The sequence below is a fragment of the Erwinia sp. PsM31 genome, assembly GCF_030433775.1.
GTDB classification, from domain to species: domain Bacteria; phylum Pseudomonadota; class Gammaproteobacteria; order Enterobacterales; family Enterobacteriaceae; genus Erwinia; species Erwinia aeris.
Map to the genome: position 1 here is coordinate 140,825 of NZ_JARUWZ010000008.1, position 20,366 is coordinate 161,190.

General features: G+C 55.8%; 15 protein-coding genes and 2 tRNA genes. 9 read left to right on the plus strand and 8 right to left on the minus strand.

Features of this window, described 5'->3' with window-relative positions; genetic code table 11:
• Positions 1-192: 192 nt before the first annotated feature.
• Positions 193-1,239, minus strand: coding sequence for a 3-deoxy-7-phosphoheptulonate synthase (locus tag QCD69_RS09275; protein WP_301251800.1), 1,047 nt, complete (start codon positions 1,237-1,239; stop codon positions 193-195).
• Positions 1,240-1,403: 164 nt separating this feature from the next.
• A complete protein-coding gene (ppsR, locus tag QCD69_RS09280; protein ID WP_125289768.1) occupies positions 1,404-2,234 on the minus strand; it encodes a posphoenolpyruvate synthetase regulatory kinase/phosphorylase PpsR in 831 nt (276 codons plus the stop codon).
• 467 nt (positions 2,235-2,701) lie between these two features.
• Here ppsR and ppsA point away from each other — a divergent pair, with 467 nt between their 5' ends.
• The gene (ppsA, locus tag QCD69_RS09285) at positions 2,702-5,083 is read left to right on the plus strand and encodes a phosphoenolpyruvate synthase (RefSeq protein WP_301251801.1); all 2,382 of its coding nucleotides are present in this window, start codon (positions 2,702-2,704) and stop codon (positions 5,081-5,083) included.
• Between the two features lie 422 nt (positions 5,084-5,505).
• Here ppsA and ydiK read toward each other — a convergent pair whose 3' ends face one another.
• Positions 5,506-6,627, minus strand: a complete 1,122-nt coding sequence (gene ydiK, locus QCD69_RS09290; protein ID WP_253454452.1) for an AI-2E family transporter YdiK — start codon at positions 6,625-6,627, stop codon at positions 5,506-5,508.
• A 213-nt stretch (positions 6,628-6,840) separates the two neighbouring features.
• Here ydiK and ydiJ point away from each other — a divergent pair, with 213 nt between their 5' ends.
• Entirely contained in the window at positions 6,841-9,894 is a 3,054-nt protein-coding gene (gene ydiJ, locus QCD69_RS09295; protein ID WP_301251802.1) for a D-2-hydroxyglutarate dehydrogenase YdiJ, read from the plus strand.
• Positions 9,895-9,964: 70 nt separating this feature from the next.
• Here the strand turns inward: ydiJ and QCD69_RS09300 are convergent, their stop codons facing one another.
• Positions 9,965-10,369 (minus strand): hypothetical protein, encoded by a 405-nt coding sequence (locus tag QCD69_RS09300; protein ID WP_253454450.1) that lies wholly within the window; start codon positions 10,367-10,369, stop codon positions 9,965-9,967.
• Between the two features lie 392 nt (positions 10,370-10,761).
• Here QCD69_RS09300 and sufA point away from each other — a divergent pair, with 392 nt between their 5' ends.
• From sufA to QCD69_RS09335, 7 genes are all read left to right on the plus strand, one after another.
• Complete coding sequence (sufA, locus tag QCD69_RS09305; protein WP_125289773.1) at positions 10,762-11,136, plus strand: Fe-S cluster assembly scaffold SufA; 375 nt, start codon at positions 10,762-10,764, stop codon at positions 11,134-11,136.
• Positions 11,137-11,141: 5 nt separating this feature from the next.
• On the plus strand, positions 11,142-12,635 hold the full coding sequence (gene sufB, locus QCD69_RS09310) for a Fe-S cluster assembly protein SufB (protein ID WP_125289774.1): 1,494 nt from the start codon (positions 11,142-11,144) through the stop codon (positions 12,633-12,635).
• 55 nt (positions 12,636-12,690) lie between these two features.
• Entirely contained in the window at positions 12,691-13,437 is a 747-nt protein-coding gene (gene sufC / locus QCD69_RS09315) for a Fe-S cluster assembly ATPase SufC (protein WP_301251803.1), read from the plus strand.
• On the plus strand, positions 13,412-14,689 hold the full coding sequence (sufD, locus tag QCD69_RS09320) for a Fe-S cluster assembly protein SufD (RefSeq protein ID WP_253454449.1): 1,278 nt from the start codon (positions 13,412-13,414) through the stop codon (positions 14,687-14,689). Before sufC ends, sufD begins: the two co-directional genes overlap by 26 nt.
• On the plus strand, positions 14,686-15,909 hold the full coding sequence (gene sufS / locus QCD69_RS09325) for a cysteine desulfurase SufS (protein ID WP_301251804.1): 1,224 nt from the start codon (positions 14,686-14,688) through the stop codon (positions 15,907-15,909). The genes sufD and sufS overlap by 4 nt, the downstream gene beginning before the upstream one ends.
• 24 nt (positions 15,910-15,933) lie before the next feature.
• A complete protein-coding gene (gene sufE / locus QCD69_RS09330) occupies positions 15,934-16,356 on the plus strand; it encodes a cysteine desulfuration protein SufE (RefSeq protein WP_253454447.1) in 423 nt (140 codons plus the stop codon).
• 70 nt (positions 16,357-16,426) lie between these two features.
• Positions 16,427-17,368, plus strand: coding sequence for a L,D-transpeptidase family protein (locus QCD69_RS09335; RefSeq protein ID WP_301251806.1), 942 nt, complete (start codon positions 16,427-16,429; stop codon positions 17,366-17,368).
• Between the two features lie 317 nt (positions 17,369-17,685).
• Here QCD69_RS09335 and QCD69_RS09340 read toward each other — a convergent pair whose 3' ends face one another.
• From QCD69_RS09340 to QCD69_RS09355, 4 genes are all read right to left on the minus strand, one after another.
• Positions 17,686-17,922: a major outer membrane lipoprotein gene (locus QCD69_RS09340; protein WP_016169824.1), complete on the minus strand. Its 237-nt coding sequence runs from the start codon at positions 17,920-17,922 to the stop codon at positions 17,686-17,688.
• Between the two features lie 305 nt (positions 17,923-18,227).
• Positions 18,228-19,640 (minus strand): pyruvate kinase PykF, encoded by a 1,413-nt coding sequence (gene pykF, locus QCD69_RS09345; protein WP_125289780.1) that lies wholly within the window; start codon positions 19,638-19,640, stop codon positions 18,228-18,230.
• Between the two features lie 509 nt (positions 19,641-20,149).
• Positions 20,150-20,226 (minus strand) — tRNA-Val (locus QCD69_RS09350).
• Between the two features lie 4 nt (positions 20,227-20,230).
• Positions 20,231-20,307 (minus strand) — tRNA-Val (locus QCD69_RS09355).
• Positions 20,308-20,366: the final 59 nt, after the last annotated feature.

The following is a 20,366-nucleotide window of genomic DNA, read 5'->3' on the forward strand; positions in this document are numbered from 1 at the left end:
GCAGGCTTGAACAAGGGTGATTAAACGGACGTGATGCAGGCTTGAACGAGGGTGATTAAACGGGCGTGATGCAGGCTTTAACGAGGGTAATTAAACGGACGTGATGCAGGCTTCAACAAAGATGATAAAGCGGCAGGCAGGGTACGCCAGCGCGTCCATGCGCACGGTGTCCTGCCTGCTTTCAGGCCTGTCTTAGCGCCTCGCTTTAATCGCCTCGGCCAGCTGCGCTAACACCTCTTCGCTGTCACCCCAGCCCAGGCAGGGGTCGGTAATCGACTGGCCGTATACCAGCGGCGTACCGGCCTGCACTTTCTGGGTGCCTTCCTTCAGGAAACTTTCAATCATTACGCCGGCAATCGACGACGAACCGTCACGGATCTGCTGCGCTACGGACGCGGCGACCTCTTTTTGCAGGCGGTGCTGTTTCAGACAGTTGCCGTGGCTGAAATCAATAACCAGCCGTTCCGGCAGCCTGTGTTCGCGCAGGCTGGCGGCAGCGGCGGCGACGTCTTCCGCATGATAGTTTGGCCGCTTGCCGCCGCGCATAATGATGTGGCCGGACGGGTTGCCGCTGGTCTGATAAATGGTCATCTGTCCATGCTTGTCCGGCGACAGGAACATGTGGCTGGCGCGGGCAGCGCGTATCGCATCGACCGCAATCTGAATATTACCGTCCGTGCCGTTTTTAAAGCCAACGGGACAGGAAAGCGCGGAAGCCATTTCGCGGTGGATTTGGCTTTCTGTGGTACGGGCGCCGATGGCTCCCCAGCTGATGAGATCTGCCAGGAACTGACCCACCACCATATCCAGGAATTCGGTGGCCGTAGGCATGCCCAACCGGTTGATCTCCAGCAGCAGCTCGCGCGCTACGGCCAGGCCGTGATTCACCCGGAAACTGCCGTCCAGATCGGGATCGGAAATCAGGCCTTTCCAGCCCACCACGGTGCGCGGTTTCTCAAAATAGGCGCGCATCACGATTTCCAGCTCGGCGGCATGGTGCTGGCGCAGCGCGTTAAGCTTCGCCGCATAGGCCAGCGCGGCGTCGGGATCGTGGAGCGAGCAGGGGCCGATCACCACCAGCAGGCGGCGATCTTCGCCGGACAAAATCCGGGCAATACGCTGGCGGGAAGCGGTCACGTTCGCGGCGATATCAGGCGTGATCGGGAAACGCTGCGCCAGTTCGTCAGGCGTAATCAGGCTCTCGATGCGCGCGGTCCGCAGTTCATCTGTCTTGTTCATAGTTGTCCAAAAATTTTTTTCTTCGCAGCGGCGGAAATACCGGGAAGTGATGGCGATCACAATAAACCCGACACGGCGTGGATTTCAACCCGAAACGCCGGACAGAACGGCGCAACGGGATAAATATCACTTTTTCTGGCGCGGAATCAAAAAACGGCTGCGCCTCAGTACATTCGACGCGTCAGGCCCATGATATCTAAAATTTTCGTGGCGATTTCCTCAACGGAGTAATTGGTACTGTTGAGGTAACGGATCTGATGGGTACGAAACAGGGCTTCCACCTCGCCGACTTCCAGCCGACATTGCCGCATGGACGCGTAGCGGGTATTTTCCGCCCGCTCCTGACGGATCGCGGCCAGCCGCTCGGGATCGATAGTTAAGCCAAACAGCTTGTTCTGGAAAGGCCGCAGCGCGGGCGGCAGCTTCAGGTTATCCATATCGTCGGCGATAAAAGGATAATTGGCGGCGCGAATGCCAAACTGCATGGCCAGATAGAGGCTGGTCGGCGTCTTGCCGCAGCGCGAAACGCCCAGCAGGATCACCTGCGCCTCCTCCAGCCCGCGCAGCGAGATACCGTCGTCGTGTGCCAGGGTGTAGTCGATGGCGGCGATGCGCGCATCGTACTTGCCCAGGTTGTTGGCCGTCAGACCGTGCGTGCGGTTGGCGACCGGTGCGGGCGCTATGCCCAGCTCCTGCTGAAGCGGCGCCACCAGCGACTGGACGATGTCCTGACAGAAGCCTTCGCTTTGCAGAATAATTTCCCGGATTTCCGGCGTGACCACAGAAATAAACACCAGCGGGCGCAGGCCGCTTTTCTGCCAGATAGCGTTAATCTGCGCTTTGACCGCCTGCGCCCGCTGCACGTTTTCCACAAAGGGCAGCGTCACGCTGTTAATGTTGACAGGAAACTGTGAAAGCACCGCGTGGCCGAGCACTTCAGCGGTAATGGCCGTTCCGTCAGAAATATAAAATACGCTGCGTTCGTTGCTGTCCATTTTTCGATCCCTAAGAAACTGAGTGGCAGAGTAAATTAAACTACAGTCTTATAGCAATTAGCGCCAGCTGACGAAATTAAATTAAAATTTCACTTCTCATTGTAATGAACTTTTTGTTTTTATAAAAAGAAAGACGGGGCTGAAAAAGAGGATTAATGAAATAACGTTCCTGTTTGTCATGCGTAAAAAGCGCTATTTTCCGGAAAAGCATGCTAAAAGGGAATCAAAATAGCTCGCCACATCTCTTCCTTTTCTAAATAGCCATTTTAATTAAAATAATCTTATATATCATAATCTTAAATATATTTTTATCGCCCGAAATAAGATTGCTGTTCGCGGAATAGTCTTAAAGTTTTCCTTTTAGTCAGCTTGAACGATTCAACAGTTTCTTTCCATACACGGAATGTGCCAGGCTCAAAAACGCACGATGCTATTTCCATTAATTCATTCATAAAAGGATTGCTTCAATGTCCAATCAAGGCGCACTGCCGTTTGTGCTCTGGTATAACCAGCTTGGCATGAACGATGTTGATCGGGTGGGCGGCAAAAATGCCTCTCTGGGTGAAATGATCACTAATTTGTCATCGCTTGGCGTTTCCGTTCCCAACGGTTTTGCCACTACGGCCGATGCATTCAATCAGTTCCTCGATCAGAGCGGCGTCAGTGAGCGCATCCATACGCTGTTGGACAAAACCGATATTGATGACGTGGACGAACTGGCAAAAGCGGGTAAACAGATCCGCGAGTGGATTGTAGAGACGCCTTTTCAGCCAGAGCTGGAGCAGGCTATCCGTGAAGCCTACCAGCAGCTTTCCGCTGACGACGCCGAGGCTTCGTTCGCCGTGCGCTCGTCCGCTACGGCCGAAGATATGCCGGATGCCTCTTTCGCCGGCCAGCAGGAAACCTTCCTGAACGTACAGGGCTTCGACGCCGTGCTGGTGGCGGTGAAGCATGTTTACGCCTCGCTGTTTAACGACAGGGCGATCTCTTATCGCGTGCATCAGGGCTACGATCATCGCGGCGTCGCCCTGTCGGCTGGCGTACAGCGGATGGTACGCTCCGATGCCGGCGCCGCTGGCGTAATGTTTACCATTGATACCGAATCGGGCTTCGATCAGGTGGTGTTTATTACCTCTGCTTATGGTTTGGGCGAGATGGTGGTTCAGGGCGCGGTTAACCCGGACGAATTTTATGTGCATAAGCCGACGCTGGCGGCGGGTCGTCCCGCTATCGTGCGTCGCAACATGGGCTCGAAAAAAATCCGTATGGTCTACGCCGATTCGCAGGCGCACGGCGAGCAGGTCAAAATCGAAGACGTGCCGGAAGCGGAGCGTGACCGTTTCAGCCTCAGCAGCGAAGAAGTGGAAGCGCTGGCGGCACAGGCAGTGCAGATTGAAAAACATTATCAGCGGCCAATGGATATTGAATGGGCGAAGGATGGCCATACCGGCAAGCTGTTTATCGTGCAGGCGCGTCCGGAAACCGTGCGCTCCAACGGCCAGGTGATGGAGCGTTATACGCTACAGGGGAAAGGTGCCGTAGTGGTGGAGGGACGCGCTATCGGCCATCGTATCGGTGCGGGCGAGGTCAAAGTGATCCACGATATCAGCGAGATGAACCGCATCGAAAAAGGCGACGTGCTGGTCACTGATATGACCGATCCCGACTGGGAGCCGATTATGAAGAAGGCGTCGGCCATCGTCACCAACCGTGGCGGGCGTACCTGTCATGCCGCCATTATCGCCCGCGAGCTGGGTATTCCTGCCGTGGTCGGCTGCGGCAACGCTACCGAGCTTCTGAAGGATGGCCATAAGGTCACCGTCTCCTGCGCAGAAGGCGACACCGGCTATGTTTACGACGATCTGCTCGACTTTGAGGTAAAAAGCTCACAGGTTGATGAAATGCCCGCGCTGCCGCTGAAAATCATGATGAACGTGGGCAATCCCGATCGCGCCTTCGACTTCGCCTGTCTGCCTAATGAGGGCGTGGGGCTGGCGAGACTCGAATTTATCATTAACCGCATGATCGGCGTGCATCCTAAGGCGCTGCTTGAATTCGACCGTCAGACGCCGGAATTGCAGCAGCAGATCCGCAGCATGATGAAAGGCTTTGACGATCCGGTAGAGTTCTATATTGCCCGCCTGACGGAAGGCATCGCCACGCTGGGCGCCGCTTTCTCGCCGAAAAGGGTGATTGTGCGGCTGTCGGATTTTAAAACCAATGAGTACGCTAACCTGGTCGGCGGCGAGCACTATGAGCCGGAAGAGGAAAACCCGATGCTGGGCTTCCGTGGCGCGGGCCGCTACGTGGCCGACAGCTTCCGCGACTGCTTTGCGCTTGAGTGCGAGGCCGTCAAGCGCGTGCGCAACGAAATGGGGCTGACCAACGTCGAAGTGATGGTGCCGTTCGTGCGTACTGTCGCGCAGGCGAAAGCGGTGGTGGAAGAGCTGGGGCGTCAGGGCCTGAAGCGTGGCGAGAACGGATTAAAAATCATTATGATGTGCGAAATCCCTTCTAACGCGCTGCTGGCGGATGAGTTCCTGCAATACTTCGACGGGTTTTCCATCGGCTCAAATGATATGACGCAGCTGACGCTGGGGCTGGACAGGGATTCCGGCGTGGTATCAGAACTGTTCGATGAGCGTAACGATGCGGTGAAGGCGCTGCTGTCGATGGCGATCCGTTCGGCGAAAAAAGCCGGAAAATACGTGGGCATTTGCGGCCAGGGGCCATCCGATCACGAAGATTTTGCCGCATGGCTGATGGCAGAGGGCATCGACAGCCTGTCGCTCAATCCGGACACGGTAGTTCAGACCTGGTTAAGCCTGGCAGAACTGCCTAAAGCGTAGCGATTCATTACCAGACGCAGTGAAAGGCCGACTTGTTCGGCCTTTTTGCTTTGCTATGGATAAAAAAAAGCCCATCACATGGGATGGGCAAAGACTACACACAGCAATTCTTTAGGATGTTTGGGGAAAAAGGTTGTTTATAAATCAGCGCGTTGCTGCTAAACATAACCGATATACTATTCCCCCCGCTGAAGTGAGTCTTTAAGAATCCTCTTATTAGTTTAAAGACGATAATATTTAATCACTGAAATTGCAGGCGTAAGGGGCGATATGTGTACTTATATTAATCAATTGCCGGTAAGTGAGACGGGAAGGGCGAAAAACCGGCGGATAATGGTAAAAGTTGCTTAACAAATGCGCCTTTTAAAGTAATAGCTGGTTTTAAAGCATTAAGGCGGTCAGGCAGGCTAACCGCCTTAAAGTTATTGCTTAACTGAATTTTCCTGTTCTATTTCAGCAAGTTCTTCAACGACCTCTTCAGGATCGTCTCTGGGCGCGGGTTCTTCATGCATCCAGACCGATACCAGTCGATAAGAGACTGCCAGCACTACCGGGCCAATAAAGAGGCCGATCATGCCGAACGCCACCAGCCCGCCGATCACGCCGGAAAGGATCAAAATCATCGGCAAATCGGCACCCATTCTGATAAGCACTGGCCGCAGCACGTTATCCAGCGTGCCCACCACGCAGCTCCAGATCAGCAGGACGGTGCCCCAGGTGGTGTCGCCGCTCCAGTAGAGCCAGATGATAGCGGGGATCAGCACGACCAACGGCCCCAGCTGCACCAGGCAGGAGAGGATCATCACTACCGTCAGTACCGTAGCGTAAGGAATGCCGGAAATGGCCAGGCCGATACCGCCTAATACGCCCTGCACCAGCGCGGTAACCACCACGCCAAGCGCCACGGCGCGGATGGCCTGACCGGCAAGCAGCACCGCCGCGTCGCCGCGACGATGGGCCAGCCGATAGGCAAAGTGGCGAATGCCGTTACCCACCTGCTCACCGCGCCAGTAAAGCAGCACGCTGAACAGCAGCATCAGTCCCAGATGCAGCATAAAGCGACCAAAGTGTCCGGCCTGCGCGAATAAAAAGATGCTGGTGCGCCCGATATAGGGCTGAACGCTGGCCACCATCGCCGTGCCGCCGCCCGCCACCAGATGACGCCAGGCGGAATAGAGCTTTTTGCCCACCAGCGGAATGTCGTGTAGCCACAGCATCTGCGGCAGCATCACATGCCCCGAGGTCGCCCAGGCGATTACCGGCCCGCTGTTCTCAATCAGGCTGTTAACCAGCAGCGCGACGGGGATAACAAACAGCAGCACCAGCAGCAGCGTCATGGCGATCACCGCCAGTGAACGGCGCCCCCACAGCCAGCCCTGGATTTTTAGCATCAAAGGCCAGGTGGCGATCACCACCATGCTCGCCCAGGCGAATCCCAGCACAAAGGGTTGAACCACCCACAGACAGGCGACGATCAGCAGCGTAATAAACAGGATGGAGAAGATGATTTGCAGCATATCCCATCCGTTTTGCGTGTTCTTCATGTATGACCATTAACCTCAAGTAATAAAGTCGTCAGAAAGGCCGGAAAGCAGGAGCGGACATTCCGCTCCTGATGTATTAAACGCATTTTCCACACAAACGGCACGTTATTCTTTTCGCTGGGGTTTTGAAAGGGCGACAGGTCATAAAAAAATGTGATAAAACCATAAGAAAGAGCAAACGTTACACCTCAAACACAACCTGGTCACACGATAATGATCCCACAGATTTCTCAGGCGCCGGGCCTCGTTCAACTGGTGCTGAATTTTTTGCAGGCGTTAGAGCAGCAGGGTTTTACCGGTGATACCGCTACCAGCTATGCCGACCGTCTTACCCTGTCCACCGATAACAGCATCTATCAGCTGTTGCCCGATGCGGCGCTGTTCCCCCGATCCACGGCCGATGTTGCGCTGATTGCTCGTCTGGCGGGCGAAGAGCGCTATCGAAGCCTGGTCTTTACGCCGCGCGGCGGCGGCACCGGCACCAACGGCCAGGCGCTGAATCAGGGCATCGTGGTCGATATGTCCCGCTATATGAACCGCATTCTGGACATTAATGTGGAGCAGGGATGGGTAAAAGTAGAGGCGGGGGTGATCAAAGACCAGCTCAACGCCGCCCTGAAACCGCTGGGCTACTTCTTCTCGCCGGAACTCTCCACCAGCAACCGCGCCACGCTTGGCGGCATGATCAATACCGATGCGTCAGGGCAAGGCTCGCTGGTTTATGGCAAAACCTCCGATCACGTTTTAGGGCTGCGCGCGGTGCTGCTGGGCGGCGACTTGCTGGATACGCGGGCGATCCCGACAGGCGTGGCGGAGCAGCTGGCGGCGGAGCAAACGCGCGAGGGCGAAATCTATCGCACGGTACTGGAATGCTGCCGCGATCGCCGTGACCTTATTGTTGAGAAGTTTCCAAAGCTCAACCGCTTTTTGACCGGCTACGATCTGCGCCACGCCATCAGCGACGATTTGCAGCAGGTGGATTTAACGCGGCTGCTGTGCGGCGCAGAAGGCACGCTGGCTTTTATTACCGAAGCCCGCCTGAACATCATGCCGATCCCCAAAGTGCGGCGGCTGGTCAATATCAAATATGATTCCTTCGACTCGGCGCTGCGCAGCGCACCTTTTATGGTGGAGGCGCAGGCGCTGTCGGTAGAAACAGTTGATTCAAAGGTGCTGAACCTGGCACGGGAAGATATCGTCTGGCATTCGGTCAGCGAGCTGATCGCCGACGTGCCGGACCAGGAAATGCTGGGGCTGAATATTGTTGAGTTCGCCGGAGACGATAAGGCGCTGATCGACAGTCAGGTCGCCTCACTTTGCCAGCGGCTGGAAAGCCTGATGGCGGCCGGCGAGGCGGGCATTATCGGCTATCAGCTGTGCAATGATATTGGCGGTATTGAGCGCATTTACGCCATGCGTAAAAAAGCGGTCGGGCTGCTCGGCAACGCCAAAGGCCGCGCCAAACCGATCCCTTTCGTCGAAGATACCTGTGTGCCGCCGCAGCATCTGGCGGACTATATCGTCGAGTTCCGCCAGCTGCTGGACAGCCACAACCTGAGCTACGGCATGTTTGGCCATGTCGATGCGGGTGTGCTGCACGTGCGCCCCGCGCTGGATATGTGCGATCCACAGCAGGAAATGCTGATGAAGCAAATCTCCGACGAGGTGGTGGCGCTGACGGCGCGCTACGGCGGCCTGCTGTGGGGTGAACACGGTAAAGGCTTCCGCGCTGAATACAGCCCGGCGTTTTTTGGCGAAGCGTTATATAACGACCTGCGCCGCATCAAGGCGGCCTTCGATGCCGACAACCGCCTTAATCCGGGGAAAATTTGCGCGCCCCTGGGCGTTGACGAGCCGATGATGAAAGTGGATGCGGTAAAGCGCGGCACCTTCGATCGTCAAATTCCGGTCAACGTGCGCAGCGACTGGCGCGGCGCGATGGAGTGCAACGGCAACGGTCTGTGTTTTAATTTTGACGTGCGCAGCCCGATGTGTCCGTCGATGAAAATCACCGGCAATCGTATTCACTCGCCGAAAGGCCGCGCCACGCTGACCCGCGAATGGCTGCGGCTGCTGGCGGAGCAGGGCGTCGATCCGCTGGCGCTGGAACGCTCGCTGCCCCAGGCGAAAGTCAGCCTGCGCGGCCTGATCGAGCGCACCCGTAACAGCTGGCACGCGAAGCGCGGCGAATATGATTTCTCGCACGAGGTGAAAGAGGCGATGTCGGGCTGTCTGGCCTGTAAAGCCTGTTCCACGCAGTGTCCGATAAAAATCGACGTGCCCGGCTTCCGTTCCCGTTTCCTGCAGCTTTACCACACCCGCTATCTGCGTCCGGTCAGCGATCACCTGGTCGCCGGCGTGGAAAGCTACGCGCCGCTGATGGCAAAAGCGCCCACGTTCTTTAACTTCTTTTTACGCCAGCCGCTGGTGCGCAGGCTGAGTAAGGATCATATCGGCATGGTCGATCTGCCGCTGCTCTCCTCGCCTGGCCTGAAGCAGCAGTTGGCCGGGCAGCGGGCGGTGACTACCACCCTGGAGCAGCTTGAGGCGATGAGCGAAGCGCAGCGCGCGCAGCATGTGCTGATCGTGCAGGATCCGTTTACCAGCTATTACGAAGCCAGGCTGGTCAGCGATTTTGTGACGCTGGTGGAGAAGCTTGGCTATCAGCCGATGGTGCTGCCTTTCTCGCCCAACGGCAAGGCTCAGCATATCAAAGGCTTTTTACAGCGCTTCGCCAGAACCGCGCAGAAAACGGCGGATTTTCTTAATCGCGTGGCGAAACTCCAGCTGCCGATGGTCGGCGTCGATCCGGCGCTGGTGCTTTGCTACCGTGACGAATACAAAGAGATCCTTGGCGAAAAACGCGGCGACTTCCACGTGCAGCTGGTGCATGAATGGCTGCAAAATGCGCTGCCGGCGCGCCAGCCCGTCCCGCAAAGCGGCGAAGCCTGGTACTTGTTCGGCCACTGTACGGAAGTCACTGCGCTACCCGCATCCAGCCAGCAGTGGGCAGGAATATTCGCGCGCTTTGGCGCAAAACTGGAAAGCGTCAGCGTAGGCTGCTGCGGTATGGCGGGCACGTACGGGCATGAAACAAAAAATCTGGCTAACTCGCTGGGTATTTATGAGCTGTCATGGCATCAGGCGCTGCAAAAACTGCCGCGCCAGCGCTGCCTGGCGACCGGCTATTCGTGCCGCAGCCAGGTGAAACGCCTCGAGGGTAACGGCATGCGGCATCCTTTACAGGCGCTGCTGGAGCTGCTTTAAGCAGCGTTCGGTAATGCCAGAGCAGATATCTTCACGCCGCCAGGGTATAATGGCCTGTTCTGGCGGCGAGCTACATAATTCGCGAGGCTTTGCGCACAAACTCATTTTGCAGCGCGGTCGCCTTATCCCATTCGCCGCTCAGCGCGAGCTGATGGCACAGACGGGTAAGCGAGTGGCGCGCCAGCTGCCAGGCTTGCATACGGAAGAGGCGTTCCCGCTCGGGATTGCCCAATTCCTGCAACAGACGTTGATGCAGCCTGCCGAGCGCGTGCAGATAGCTCTGGTCATCGCCGTTTAGCTGGCAGAGCTCGGCCATATCAAGACAGGTATCGTTAAACTTACGCAGCTGTTCCAGGGTGCATTCAGGCCGATTCACTTTGGCCTGCGCCATAGTGTAATCAACGGTGATATCCCGGATGGAAAACTTGTATTCATCAATTTTATGTTGCAGCCAGGCACTCATCGTCAGATTCATTCCGGGACCCATTCACGCTAATGATAATCATTATCATATTATAACTGGCGCATTATTCAACGCTGGCGCAAAAAATTTTTATCGATTTATGCTGCCTCTCAGATAAATTGGTAATAACAATACGCGTTAAGGATGAAAGGGGTAAAATAACTATTATTCCTGCTTAGCGCAGCGCGGCTGATATTTACTGGCTGCTTTTCAATGTGTTACCATTTCGTTAAATCACTGCGTGACACACATCGCAAACCTCTTCACAGGGTCTAAACTGAATAAAGAGGCCCAAAAAAGCCCGGTTGGCCTTAATCCCTGCAAAACAAGAGGTTGAAGAGACAATCATTATCACTAACATAGGGGTATCAGCCCGCAGGGCTACCGACTCGCGAGGTAATGTTATGCCATCAGCAACGACCGCTTCTTTTTCGCCGGACGATTTCGTCTGGAAAGGACTGACGCTTACCGACAGCGCCGCACAGCAAATCATCGCGCTGTCCGCCAGCGACCCGCACGTTAAGGGTTTAAAGCTGGGCGTTAAGACGTCCGGCTGCGCCGGATTCGGCTACACCATGGATTTGATTAAAGAGCCTGCGTCAGATGATTTAGTGTTTACCCATAACGGCGCGAATCTTTATGTGCCGCTGCAGGCTATGCCTTTTATCGACGGAACCGAAGTCGATTTCGTTCGTGAAGGCCTGAACCAGATTTTCAAATTTAATAATCCTAAAGCTCAACACGCCTGTGGCTGTGGTGAGAGCTTTGGCGTTGAGTAAATTTTATGTCCCGAAATACTGATACATCAGACGACGTGCAGGTCTGGGAAGGAAGCCGCCAGAAGTACAAGGAAGGATTCTTCACTCAGCTGCAAACCGAGGAGTTCGCCAACGGCATCAATGAGGATGTGGTGCGTGCGATCTCTGCTAAACGCAATGAGCCGGAGTGGATGCTTGATTTCCGCCTGAAAGCCTACGCGGCCTGGCTGGAGATGGAAGAGCCACACTGGCTGAAAGCTAACTATAAGTCACTGAACTATCAGGATTACAGCTACTATTCCGCACCGTCCTGCGGCAGCTGCGATGACAGCTGCGCCTCAGAGCCTGGCGCACAGCAGACTTCCGGCGCCGCGGCGCCGAACTACCTGACGGAAGAAGTGGAAAACGCCTTTAAACAGCTGGGCGTGCCGGTACGCGAAGGGCAGGAAGTGGCCGTAGACGCCATTTTCGACTCCGTGTCGGTGTCAACCACCTATCGCGGCAAGCTGGCGGAGCAGGGCATTATTTTCTGTTCCTTTGGCGAAGCGATCCACGATCACCCTGAGCTGGTAAAACAGTATCTGGGCACCGTGGTGCCGGCCAACGATAACTTCTTCGCGGCGCTGAACTCGGCGGTAGCGTCAGACGGCACCTTCGTTTACATCCCGAAAGGGGTGCGCTGCCCAATGGAGCTGTCCACCTATTTCCGCATCAACGCGGCGAAAACCGGCCAGTTCGAGCGCACCATTCTGATTGCCGATGAAGGCAGCTACGTCAGCTATATCGAAGGCTGCTCCGCGCCGGTGCGCGACAGCTATCAGCTGCACGCGGCGGTGGTGGAAGTCATCATCCATAAAGATGCGGAAGTAAAATATTCTACCGTGCAGAACTGGTTCGCCGGCGGCGAAGCGGAAGGCGGCATCCTGAACTTCGTGACCAAGCGCGCGCTGTGCGAAGGCGAAAACAGCAAGATGTCCTGGACGCAGTCGGAAACCGGCTCGGCGATCACCTGGAAATATCCAAGCGTGATCCTGCGCGGCGATAACTCCGTGGGCGAGTTCTTCTCGGTGGCGCTGACCAGCGGACATCAGCAGGCCGATACCGGCACCAAGATGATCCATATCGGCAAAAACACCAAATCCACCATTATCTCCAAGGGGATTTCGGCGGGTAAAAGCCAGAACACCTATCGTGGCCTGGTAAAAATTATGCCGACGGCGACCAATGCCCGTAACTTCACGCAGTGCGACTCCATGCTGATTGGCGCCGAGTGTGGCGCGCACACCTTCCCGTATGTGGAAGCGCGCAACAACACCGCGCAGCTGGAACACGAGGCGACGACCTCGCGCATTGGCGAAGATCAGCTGTTCTACTGCCTGCAGCGCGGCATCAGCGAAGACGATGCGATCTCCATGATCGTCAACGGCTTCTGCAAGGACGTTTTCTCCGAGCTGCCGCTGGAATTTGCGGTGGAAGCGCAAAAACTGCTGGCGATCAGCCTCGAACACAGCGTGGGCTGATCCCCGCTGCTTATTCATTTTGCGCAATGCCGAGAGGTATTGCCCAGGAAAGATTATGTTAAGCATTAAAGATTTACAGGTAAGTATCGAAGACAAAGAGATCCTGCGCGGCCTGAACCTTGAGGTGAAGCCGGGCGAAGTCCACGCGATTATGGGGCCGAACGGCTCAGGGAAAAGTACGCTTTCCGCGACGCTGGCGGGCCGCGAAGAGTATGAAATCACCGGCGGCTCCATTGCGTTCAAAGGCAAAGATCTGCTGGAGCTGTCGCCGGAAGATCGCGCGGGCGAAGGCATCTTTATGGCTTTCCAGTACCCTGTGGAAATCCCTGGCGTCAGCAACCAGTTTTTCCTGCAAACGGCAGTCAACGCCGTGCGTAAATATCGCGACCAGGAATCGCTGGATCGTTTCGACTTCCAGGACTTTATCGAAGACAAAATTCACCTGCTGAAAATGCCTGAAGATCTGCTGACCCGTTCAGTCAACGTCGGCTTCTCCGGCGGCGAGAAAAAACGCAACGACATTCTGCAAATGGCGGCGCTGGAGCCGGAGCTTTGCATCCTTGACGAAACCGACTCCGGTCTGGATATCGATGCGCTGAAAATCGTTTCAAACGGCGTGAACACGCTGCGTGACGGCAAGCGTGCTTTTATCATCGTCACGCACTACCAGCGTATCCTGGACTACATCAAGCCTGACTTTGTGCACGTGCTCTATCAGGGGAAAATTGTGAAATCAGGCGACTTCTCGCTGGTGAAACAACTGGAGGAGCAAGGCTATGGCTGGCTTACCGAACAGGAATAGTGAAAACGCCCTGCAGCAGTGGCATCACCTGTTCGAGACCCAGGGCGAGCAGCGTTCTTTGCAGGCTCAGCAGCACTGGCAGCAGGTGCTGCGTTTAGGGCTGCCGACGCGCAAGCATGAGAACTGGAAATATACGCCGCTGGATGGCCTGCTGGCGCACAACTTCGTGCTGCCGACGGCCGCCGAACTGAGCGCAGCGGACGTTGCCGCGCTGGCGCTGAATATCGACGCGATTAAACTGGTTTTCGTCGATGGCCGGTTTAACGCGCAGCTGAGCGACAGCAGCTGGGATCAGTTTGATATTCAGATTGCCGCAGGCCGCCGCGAGTTGAGCGCACCGATCCAGCCTGAAGTTTTCCTGCATCTGACGGAAAGCCTGGCGGAAGAGGTAACCACTATCCATCTGCCGCGCGGCAAATCGGCAGAACGTGCCGTTTACCTGCTGCATATCAGCAGCGGCAGCGCGCAGGACGAGATGAACACCTCGCATTATCGTCACCATCTGCAGCTGGACGACGGCGCAGAGGCGACGATTATCGAGCATTACGTCAGCCTGAATGAAAGCACGCACTTTACCGGCGCTCGCTTTACCGCGACCGTAGGCAACAACGCGCGACTGACGCACTACAAGCTGGCTTTCGAGCACGCAAGCAGCAACCATTTTGCGCATAACGATCTGCTGATCGAACGTGATGCGCGCGTACAGAGCCACAGCTTTCTGCTGGGCAGCGGGCTGGCCCGTCACAATACCAGCACGCAGCTGAACGGCGAAGGCACCGAGCTGTCGATCAACAGCCTGATGCTGCCGGTAGAGAAAGAAGTGTGCGACAGCCGAACCTATCTGGAGCACAACAAAGGCTACTGCCAGAGCCGTCAGCTGCATAAAACCATCGTGCGCGACAAAGCCCGCGCGGTGTTCAACGGCAAGATCGAAGTGGCGAAGCACGCGCTGAAAACCGATGGCCAGATGACCAACAACAACCTGCTGTTGGGACGCCTGGCGGAAGTGGACACCAAGCCGCAGCTGGAAATCTATGCTGACGACGTGAAGTGCAGCCACGGCGCGACCATTGGCCGTATCGACGACGAACAGATGTTCTATCTGCGCGCTCGCGGCATCAGCGAAGAATCTGCTCAGCGCATGATTATCTACGCCTTTGCCGCCGAGCTTACCGAAGCCATCACGGACGAGGTACTCAAGGAGGCGGTGATGCAGCGTATCGCACAGCGCTTCCCCGGAGGCATCAAATGAGTTTTGACCTGACGCGCGTCAGGGCCGATTTTCCTGTACTGGCGCGAGAAGTGAATGGCCAGCCGCTGGCCTACCTTGACAGCGCCGCCAGCGCGCAGAAACCGCAGGCGGTGATCGATGCGGAAAGCCATTTCTACGAGCACGGCTATGCGGCGGTGCATCGGGGTATTCATACCCTGAGCGCCGAAGCGACCACGGAGATGGAAGAGGTTCGCGCGCACGCCGCGCGTTTCCTTAACGCCGCTTCGCCAGAGGAAATCGTGTTTGTTAAGGGCACCACCGAGGGGATTAACCTCGTTGCCAGCAGCTGGGGCGGCAGCCAGCTGCAGCCCGGCGACAACATCATCATTACCGAGATGGAACACCACGCCAATATCGTGCCGTGGCAGATGGTGGCCGAGCGTACCGGCGCGGAAGTGCGCTTTATTCCTCTGACGGCCGACGGCGAGCTGGATCTGGCTGCGCTGCCAAAACTGCTGGACAGCCGTACCCGTATGCTGGCCGTTACCCACGTTTCCAACGTGCTGGGCACCATCAATCCGGTTAAAGAACTGGTGGCGCAGGCGAAAGCCGCAGGCGTCGCTACGCTGATTGATGGCGCACAGGCCGTGATGCATGCAAAAGTCGACGTGCAGGATCTGGACTGCGACTTTTATCTGTTCTCCGGCCATAAAATATACGGGCCTTCCGGCATCGGCATCCTGTACGGGCGTAAAGCCATGCTGGATCAAATGCCGCCGTGGGAAGGGGGCGGATCGATGATCGCCACCGTCAGCCTGACCGCCGGCACCACCTACGCCGCCGCGCCGTGGCGCTTTGAGGCAGGCTCGCCGAATACCGGCGGCATCATGGGCCTTGGCGCGGCGCTGAAATGGGTGGAAGCGCTGGGGCTGGATAACATTGCGCAGCGCGAGCAGGCGCTGATGCGCTACGCGATGGACAAGCTGGCCTCCGTGCCGGATCTGGTCATTTACGGCCCGCAGCATCGCGCAGGCGTGATCGCCTTTAATCTGGGCAAGCATCACGCCTATGACGTGGGCAGCTTCCTGGATCGCTACGGTATTGCCATTCGTACCGGTCACCACTGCGCCATGCCGCTGATGCATCACTACGACGTCCCGGCGATGTGTCGTGCTTCCTTTGTTTTGTATAATAGCGAGGAAGAGGTCGACCGCCTGGCGGCAGGCCTGACACGTATACATATGCTGCTGGGCGGTTAAACCGCCCAGGCAAAGGAGAACTGCATGGCAACACTGCCCGATAAAGAGAGACTGGTTCGCAACTTTTCCCGCTGCGCCAACTGGGAAGAGAAGTATCTCTATGTGATTGAACTGGGCGCGAAACTGCCTGCGCTGCCGGACTCGCTGCACCAGCCGGAGAATACCATTTCCGGCTGCCAGAGCCAGGTCTGGATCGTGATGGAACTGGACGAGCAGGGCCGCGTGCTGCTGCAGGGCGACAGCGACGCCGCTATCGTTAAAGGGTTGATTGCCCTGGTGTTTGTGCTTTACCAGCAGATGACCCCGGCGGAAATTCTCGATTTTGACGTGCGGCCGTGGTTCAGCGAGCTGGCGCTTACCCAGCACCTGACGCCGTCGCGCTCGCAGGGTCTGGAAGCGATGATCCGTGCTATTCGCCAGAAAGCGCAGGACAGTATCAGCCGCTAAGTTGCTACACTTCTCGACAGGCTTCCCGTCATGATGACGGGAAGTGTTGTTTACCTGGCGAGAAATAAAAATGAAAACTCTACTCCTCTCTTCGTTATTTTTTTTCTTCTCTCTGGCGCGTGCGGCCGATTATCCGCTTCCCGCCGCCGACAGCCGTTTAATTGGCGAAAACCAGCTTTATACCGTGCCGGATGACGGGCGCTCGCTGGAAAGCATTGCCGCGCACTTTCAGACGGGCCTGTTAGGGATGCTGGAAGCCAACCCCGGCACCGATCCCTGGCTGCCGAAAGCGGGATCGAAACTGGTTATCCCTACGCAGATGCTGCTGCCCGATACCAAAAGGGAAGGGATCGTGGTCAACGTGGCCGAGCTACGGCTCTACTATTATCCAAAAGATGAAAATAAGGTGGTCGTTTACCCGATAGGCATTGGCCAGCTTGGCGCCAACACGCCTGCGATGGTGACGCGCATCAGTCAGAAGATCCCTAACCCCAGCTGGACGCCCACGCCGAATATCCGCAAGCGCTACGCGGCGGAAGGCAAAACCTTGCCAACGACCATACCCGCCGGGCCGGATAACCCAATGGGGCTGTATGCGCTGCGCCTGGCTTACGGCAAAGGCCACTATCTGATCCACGGCACCAACGCGGATTTCGGCATTGGGATGCGGGTCAGCTCCGGCTGTATCCGCCTGCGGCCTGACGATATCGAAAACCTGTTTAACAGCGTGCCTGAAGGCACCCGCGTGCAGATTATCAATCAGCCCGTTAAGTACGCCACAGAGCCGGACGGCAAGCGCTATATCGAAGTCCATCAGCCGCTGTCCCACAGCGAGAAGGACGATCCACAAACGATGCCGATTGCGCTGACCGCGCAAACCAAAAAATTTGTAGGCAGCGCGCTGAGCGATAGTCAGGTTATTAAGGAAGCATTAAAAAGACGTGCGGGATTGCCGGTGCTGGTGAATAAGGGCGAAACGTCGGCGTCTGAGAGCGTCCCAGAAGCGCTTTAAGCGATTATCTTTGTGAAGCGAGGGCGGAAGTGGGCAGAAAGCCATAAAAGGGCTGGAACGCTTTCTGAAGCCTTCGCGCTTTCAGCGCTAACGCAAAGCGATGGCCAGAGCTGGGGGCAGGGCCCGGAACGCACTCTGCAGCCGCAAAGCGGGGCTGGAATGGGGGGCAGTTAAAAATGGGCGGGAACGTATTTTGCAGCCGCGAAGCGAGGCTGGACGGGGAACAGTTATAAACGGCCCGGAACGCATTCTGCAGCCGTGAAGGCGACAGGCAAAAAAAATGGCGCACAATGTGCGCCATTTTTAAACCAGAACTCTTACTTACGGTAAGAGTGAGCCTGGTTGTCCAGACGCTGGTTAGCGCGTGCTGCGTCGTCTTTAGCAGCCTGAACGTCAGAACGGATTGCGTTCACGTCGTTGCTCAGCTGGTCAACTTTAGCGTTCAGAGTCTGAACGTCGGTAGACAGCTGGTCGATTTTAGCGTTGCTTGAGCAACCGGCCAGCAGAGTAGAACCCAGGATTACCGCGCCCAGTACCAGTTTAGTACGATTCATTATTTATACCCTCTAGATTGAGTTAATCTCCATGTAGCGTTACAAGTATTACACAAAGTTTTTTCCAATGAGAATAAATTTTTGGTTAGAACGTGCTTAAATTTGATCGTTCGCTCAAAGAAGCACCGTCTTTACGAAAAAGCCCAAAAAATTTAGCGAAAACAGACGATTTCAATCGGACTTATCTCGCCTTAAAGCGCAATTGAATAGTTAATCTCGATTGGAATTTTTAGAAAAACCTTTGAGCTAAGCTGTAAAAAAAGCGCCACTCAGGGCGCTTTTTCACTACAAGGCGTAATCTTTGATTACAGAACGTGCACAGACGCGGTATTCGTGGTTCCGCTTGGCACCAGTGCGCCAGAAACCATCACCACGACATCGCCTTTACGACCGTAGCCGCTGGCGATAGCCGCTTCTTTACCGATACGGTAAAAATCATCGGTAGAAGCGATTTCTTTTACCACGGACGCCACAATGCCTTTGCTCAGGATCAGCTGACGCGCGGTCTGTTCGTTGGTGGTTAACGCCAGGATAGTCGCGTTCGGGAAATATTTGCGTACGGACTTGGCTGACTTACCGCCTTCGGTTGCCACCACAATCAGCGGCGCTTCCAGCTTCTCGGCAGTTTCTACTGCGCCACGGCACACGGCTTCCGTGATGCGCATTTTGCGGCTGTCATGCTGAGAGTCGATACGGCTTTTCATCACGCGATCGGTACGTTCGCAGATGGTAGCCATAATGGTGACGGATTCCAGCGGGTATTTACCCTTGGCGCTTTCGCCAGAGAGCATAACCGCATCGGTGCCGTCGAGGATGGCGTTAGCCACGTCGCCCGCTTCTGCACGGGTAGGGCGTGGGTTTTTGATCATTGAGTCCAGCATCTGCGTAGCGGTAATCACCACTTTGCGTGCGCGGTTACATTTCTTGATCATCATCTTCTGCGCGAAAATCACCTCTTCAACCGGGATTTCCACACCCAGGTCGCCGCGCGCCACCATGATGCCGTCGGAAGCGTCCAGGATCTCATCAAAATTGTTCAGGCCTTCCTGATTTTCAATTTTAGAGATGATCTGAATATGCTCGCCGCCGTTCTGCTTCAGGTGCTCGCGAATTTCCAGCACGTCAGAACGCTTGCGGATAAAGGAGGCGGCAACAAAATCCACGCCCTGTTCGCAACCAAAAATCAGGTCACGCTTGTCTTTTTCGGCCAGCGCTGGCAGCTGGATAGAAACGCCAGGCAGGTTAACGCCTTTGTTTTCGCCCAGATCGCCGTTGTTCAGTACCTTACAAACCACGTGGTTTTCGGTCACTTCGGTGACTTCCATGCCGATCAGGCCATCGTCCACCAGGACGGTGTTGCCGATAGAGAGATCGGAAGTGAAGCCGGAATAGGTCACCGCCACGCGCTCGCTGTTGCCGATAACGGACTGGTCGGTGGTGAAGGTAAAGGTCTGACCGGCTTTCAACGACACGTCCGCGCCGCCTTCCAGCTTCATGGTACGGATTTCTGGCCCTTTGGTGTCCAGCAGAATAGCGGCCTGCTTGCCGGTTTTGCTCATCACCGCGCGCAGGTTAGCGATACGCTTACCGTGCTCATCGTAATCGCCGTGAGAGAAATTCAGACGCATAACGTTCATGCCCGCGTCCAGCAGGTTGGTCAACATTTCTTCCGATTCGGTTTTTGGACCGATAGTACAAACAATCTTGGTCTTTTTCATGACGAGTCATCTGTTAAGTTGTGATGGATGAAATAAAGCGTAATCCCGGTGATTGGGGGTGCGACCGCCCGAGCGGCGAACTGCGATACAGCTTAAGGATAGGTGACAGAAAAAAAGCGTGCAGAGGAAGTTTAAACGCGGTTTTGGCGCAGGCGCAAAGATCGGTTGCGCAACCAGCTATCGTTTTTGCTAAAGGGCCAACCATACGCTGAAACCATTCAAGTGAAACAACGTTTCGTATTATAGCTACTCAGCCCATTGAAAACCAATTAAAAAGTAGGCCGGAACGGGCGAAAGCTTGCACCAGATCAGATTGTTGCGCAAAAAAAGGCGGTGGCCGGGCGCAGAAACAGCCATTCGGGCGCGAGAAAGGGCAGCGCGGTGAAGCAAAGCGTTACGGGAAAAATCAGCAGACCGAAGCGAAAGATTATGGGAGATAAATAGCGCGTTGAAACAAGTGATTACACAAAACAGCAGCGTGGAAAGACGTGACGGGAGAAAGCAGAAGATGGTGCGTTCTAGAGGACTCGAACCTCCGACCCCCACCATGTCAAGGTGGTGCTCTAACCAACTGAGCTAAGAACGCAAGATGGTGCGTCCGAGTGGACTCGAACCACCGACCCCCACCATGTCAAGGTGGTGCTCTAACCAACTGAGCTACGGACGCACTGTGGTGCGTTCTAGAGGACTCGAACCTCCGACCCCCACCATGTCAAGGTGGTGCTC

Bases quoted from the DNA above. Each gene is read 5' to 3' on its own strand.
- sufC (WP_301251803.1), top strand. From the start codon at position 12,691: ATGTTAAGCATTAAAGATTTACAGGTAAGTATCGAAGACAAAGAGATC.
- sufB (WP_125289774.1), top strand. From the start codon at position 11,142: ATGTCCCGAAATACTGATACATCAGACGACGTGCAGGTCTGGGAAGGA.
- ydiJ (WP_301251802.1), top strand. From the start codon at position 6,841: ATGATCCCACAGATTTCTCAGGCGCCGGGCCTCGTTCAACTGGTGCTG.
- pykF (WP_125289780.1), bottom strand. From the start codon at position 19,640: ATGAAAAAGACCAAGATTGTTTGTACTATCGGTCCAAAAACCGAATCG.
- sufA (WP_125289773.1), top strand. From the start codon at position 10,762: ATGCCATCAGCAACGACCGCTTCTTTTTCGCCGGACGATTTCGTCTGG.
- QCD69_RS09340 (WP_016169824.1), bottom strand. From the start codon at position 17,922: ATGAATCGTACTAAACTGGTACTGGGCGCGGTAATCCTGGGTTCTACT.
- QCD69_RS09335 (WP_301251806.1), top strand. From the start codon at position 16,427: ATGAAAACTCTACTCCTCTCTTCGTTATTTTTTTTCTTCTCTCTGGCG.
- ydiK (WP_253454452.1), bottom strand. From the start codon at position 6,627: ATGAAGAACACGCAAAACGGATGGGATATGCTGCAAATCATCTTCTCC.
- QCD69_RS09275 (WP_301251800.1), bottom strand. From the start codon at position 1,239: ATGAACAAGACAGATGAACTGCGGACCGCGCGCATCGAGAGCCTGATT.
- ppsR (WP_125289768.1), bottom strand. From the start codon at position 2,234: ATGGACAGCAACGAACGCAGCGTATTTTATATTTCTGACGGAACGGCC.
- sufE (WP_253454447.1), top strand. From the start codon at position 15,934: ATGGCAACACTGCCCGATAAAGAGAGACTGGTTCGCAACTTTTCCCGC.
- QCD69_RS09300 (WP_253454450.1), bottom strand. From the start codon at position 10,369: ATGAATCTGACGATGAGTGCCTGGCTGCAACATAAAATTGATGAATAC.
- ppsA (WP_301251801.1), top strand. From the start codon at position 2,702: ATGTCCAATCAAGGCGCACTGCCGTTTGTGCTCTGGTATAACCAGCTT.
- sufD (WP_253454449.1), top strand. From the start codon at position 13,412: ATGGCTGGCTTACCGAACAGGAATAGTGAAAACGCCCTGCAGCAGTGG.
- sufS (WP_301251804.1), top strand. From the start codon at position 14,686: ATGAGTTTTGACCTGACGCGCGTCAGGGCCGATTTTCCTGTACTGGCG.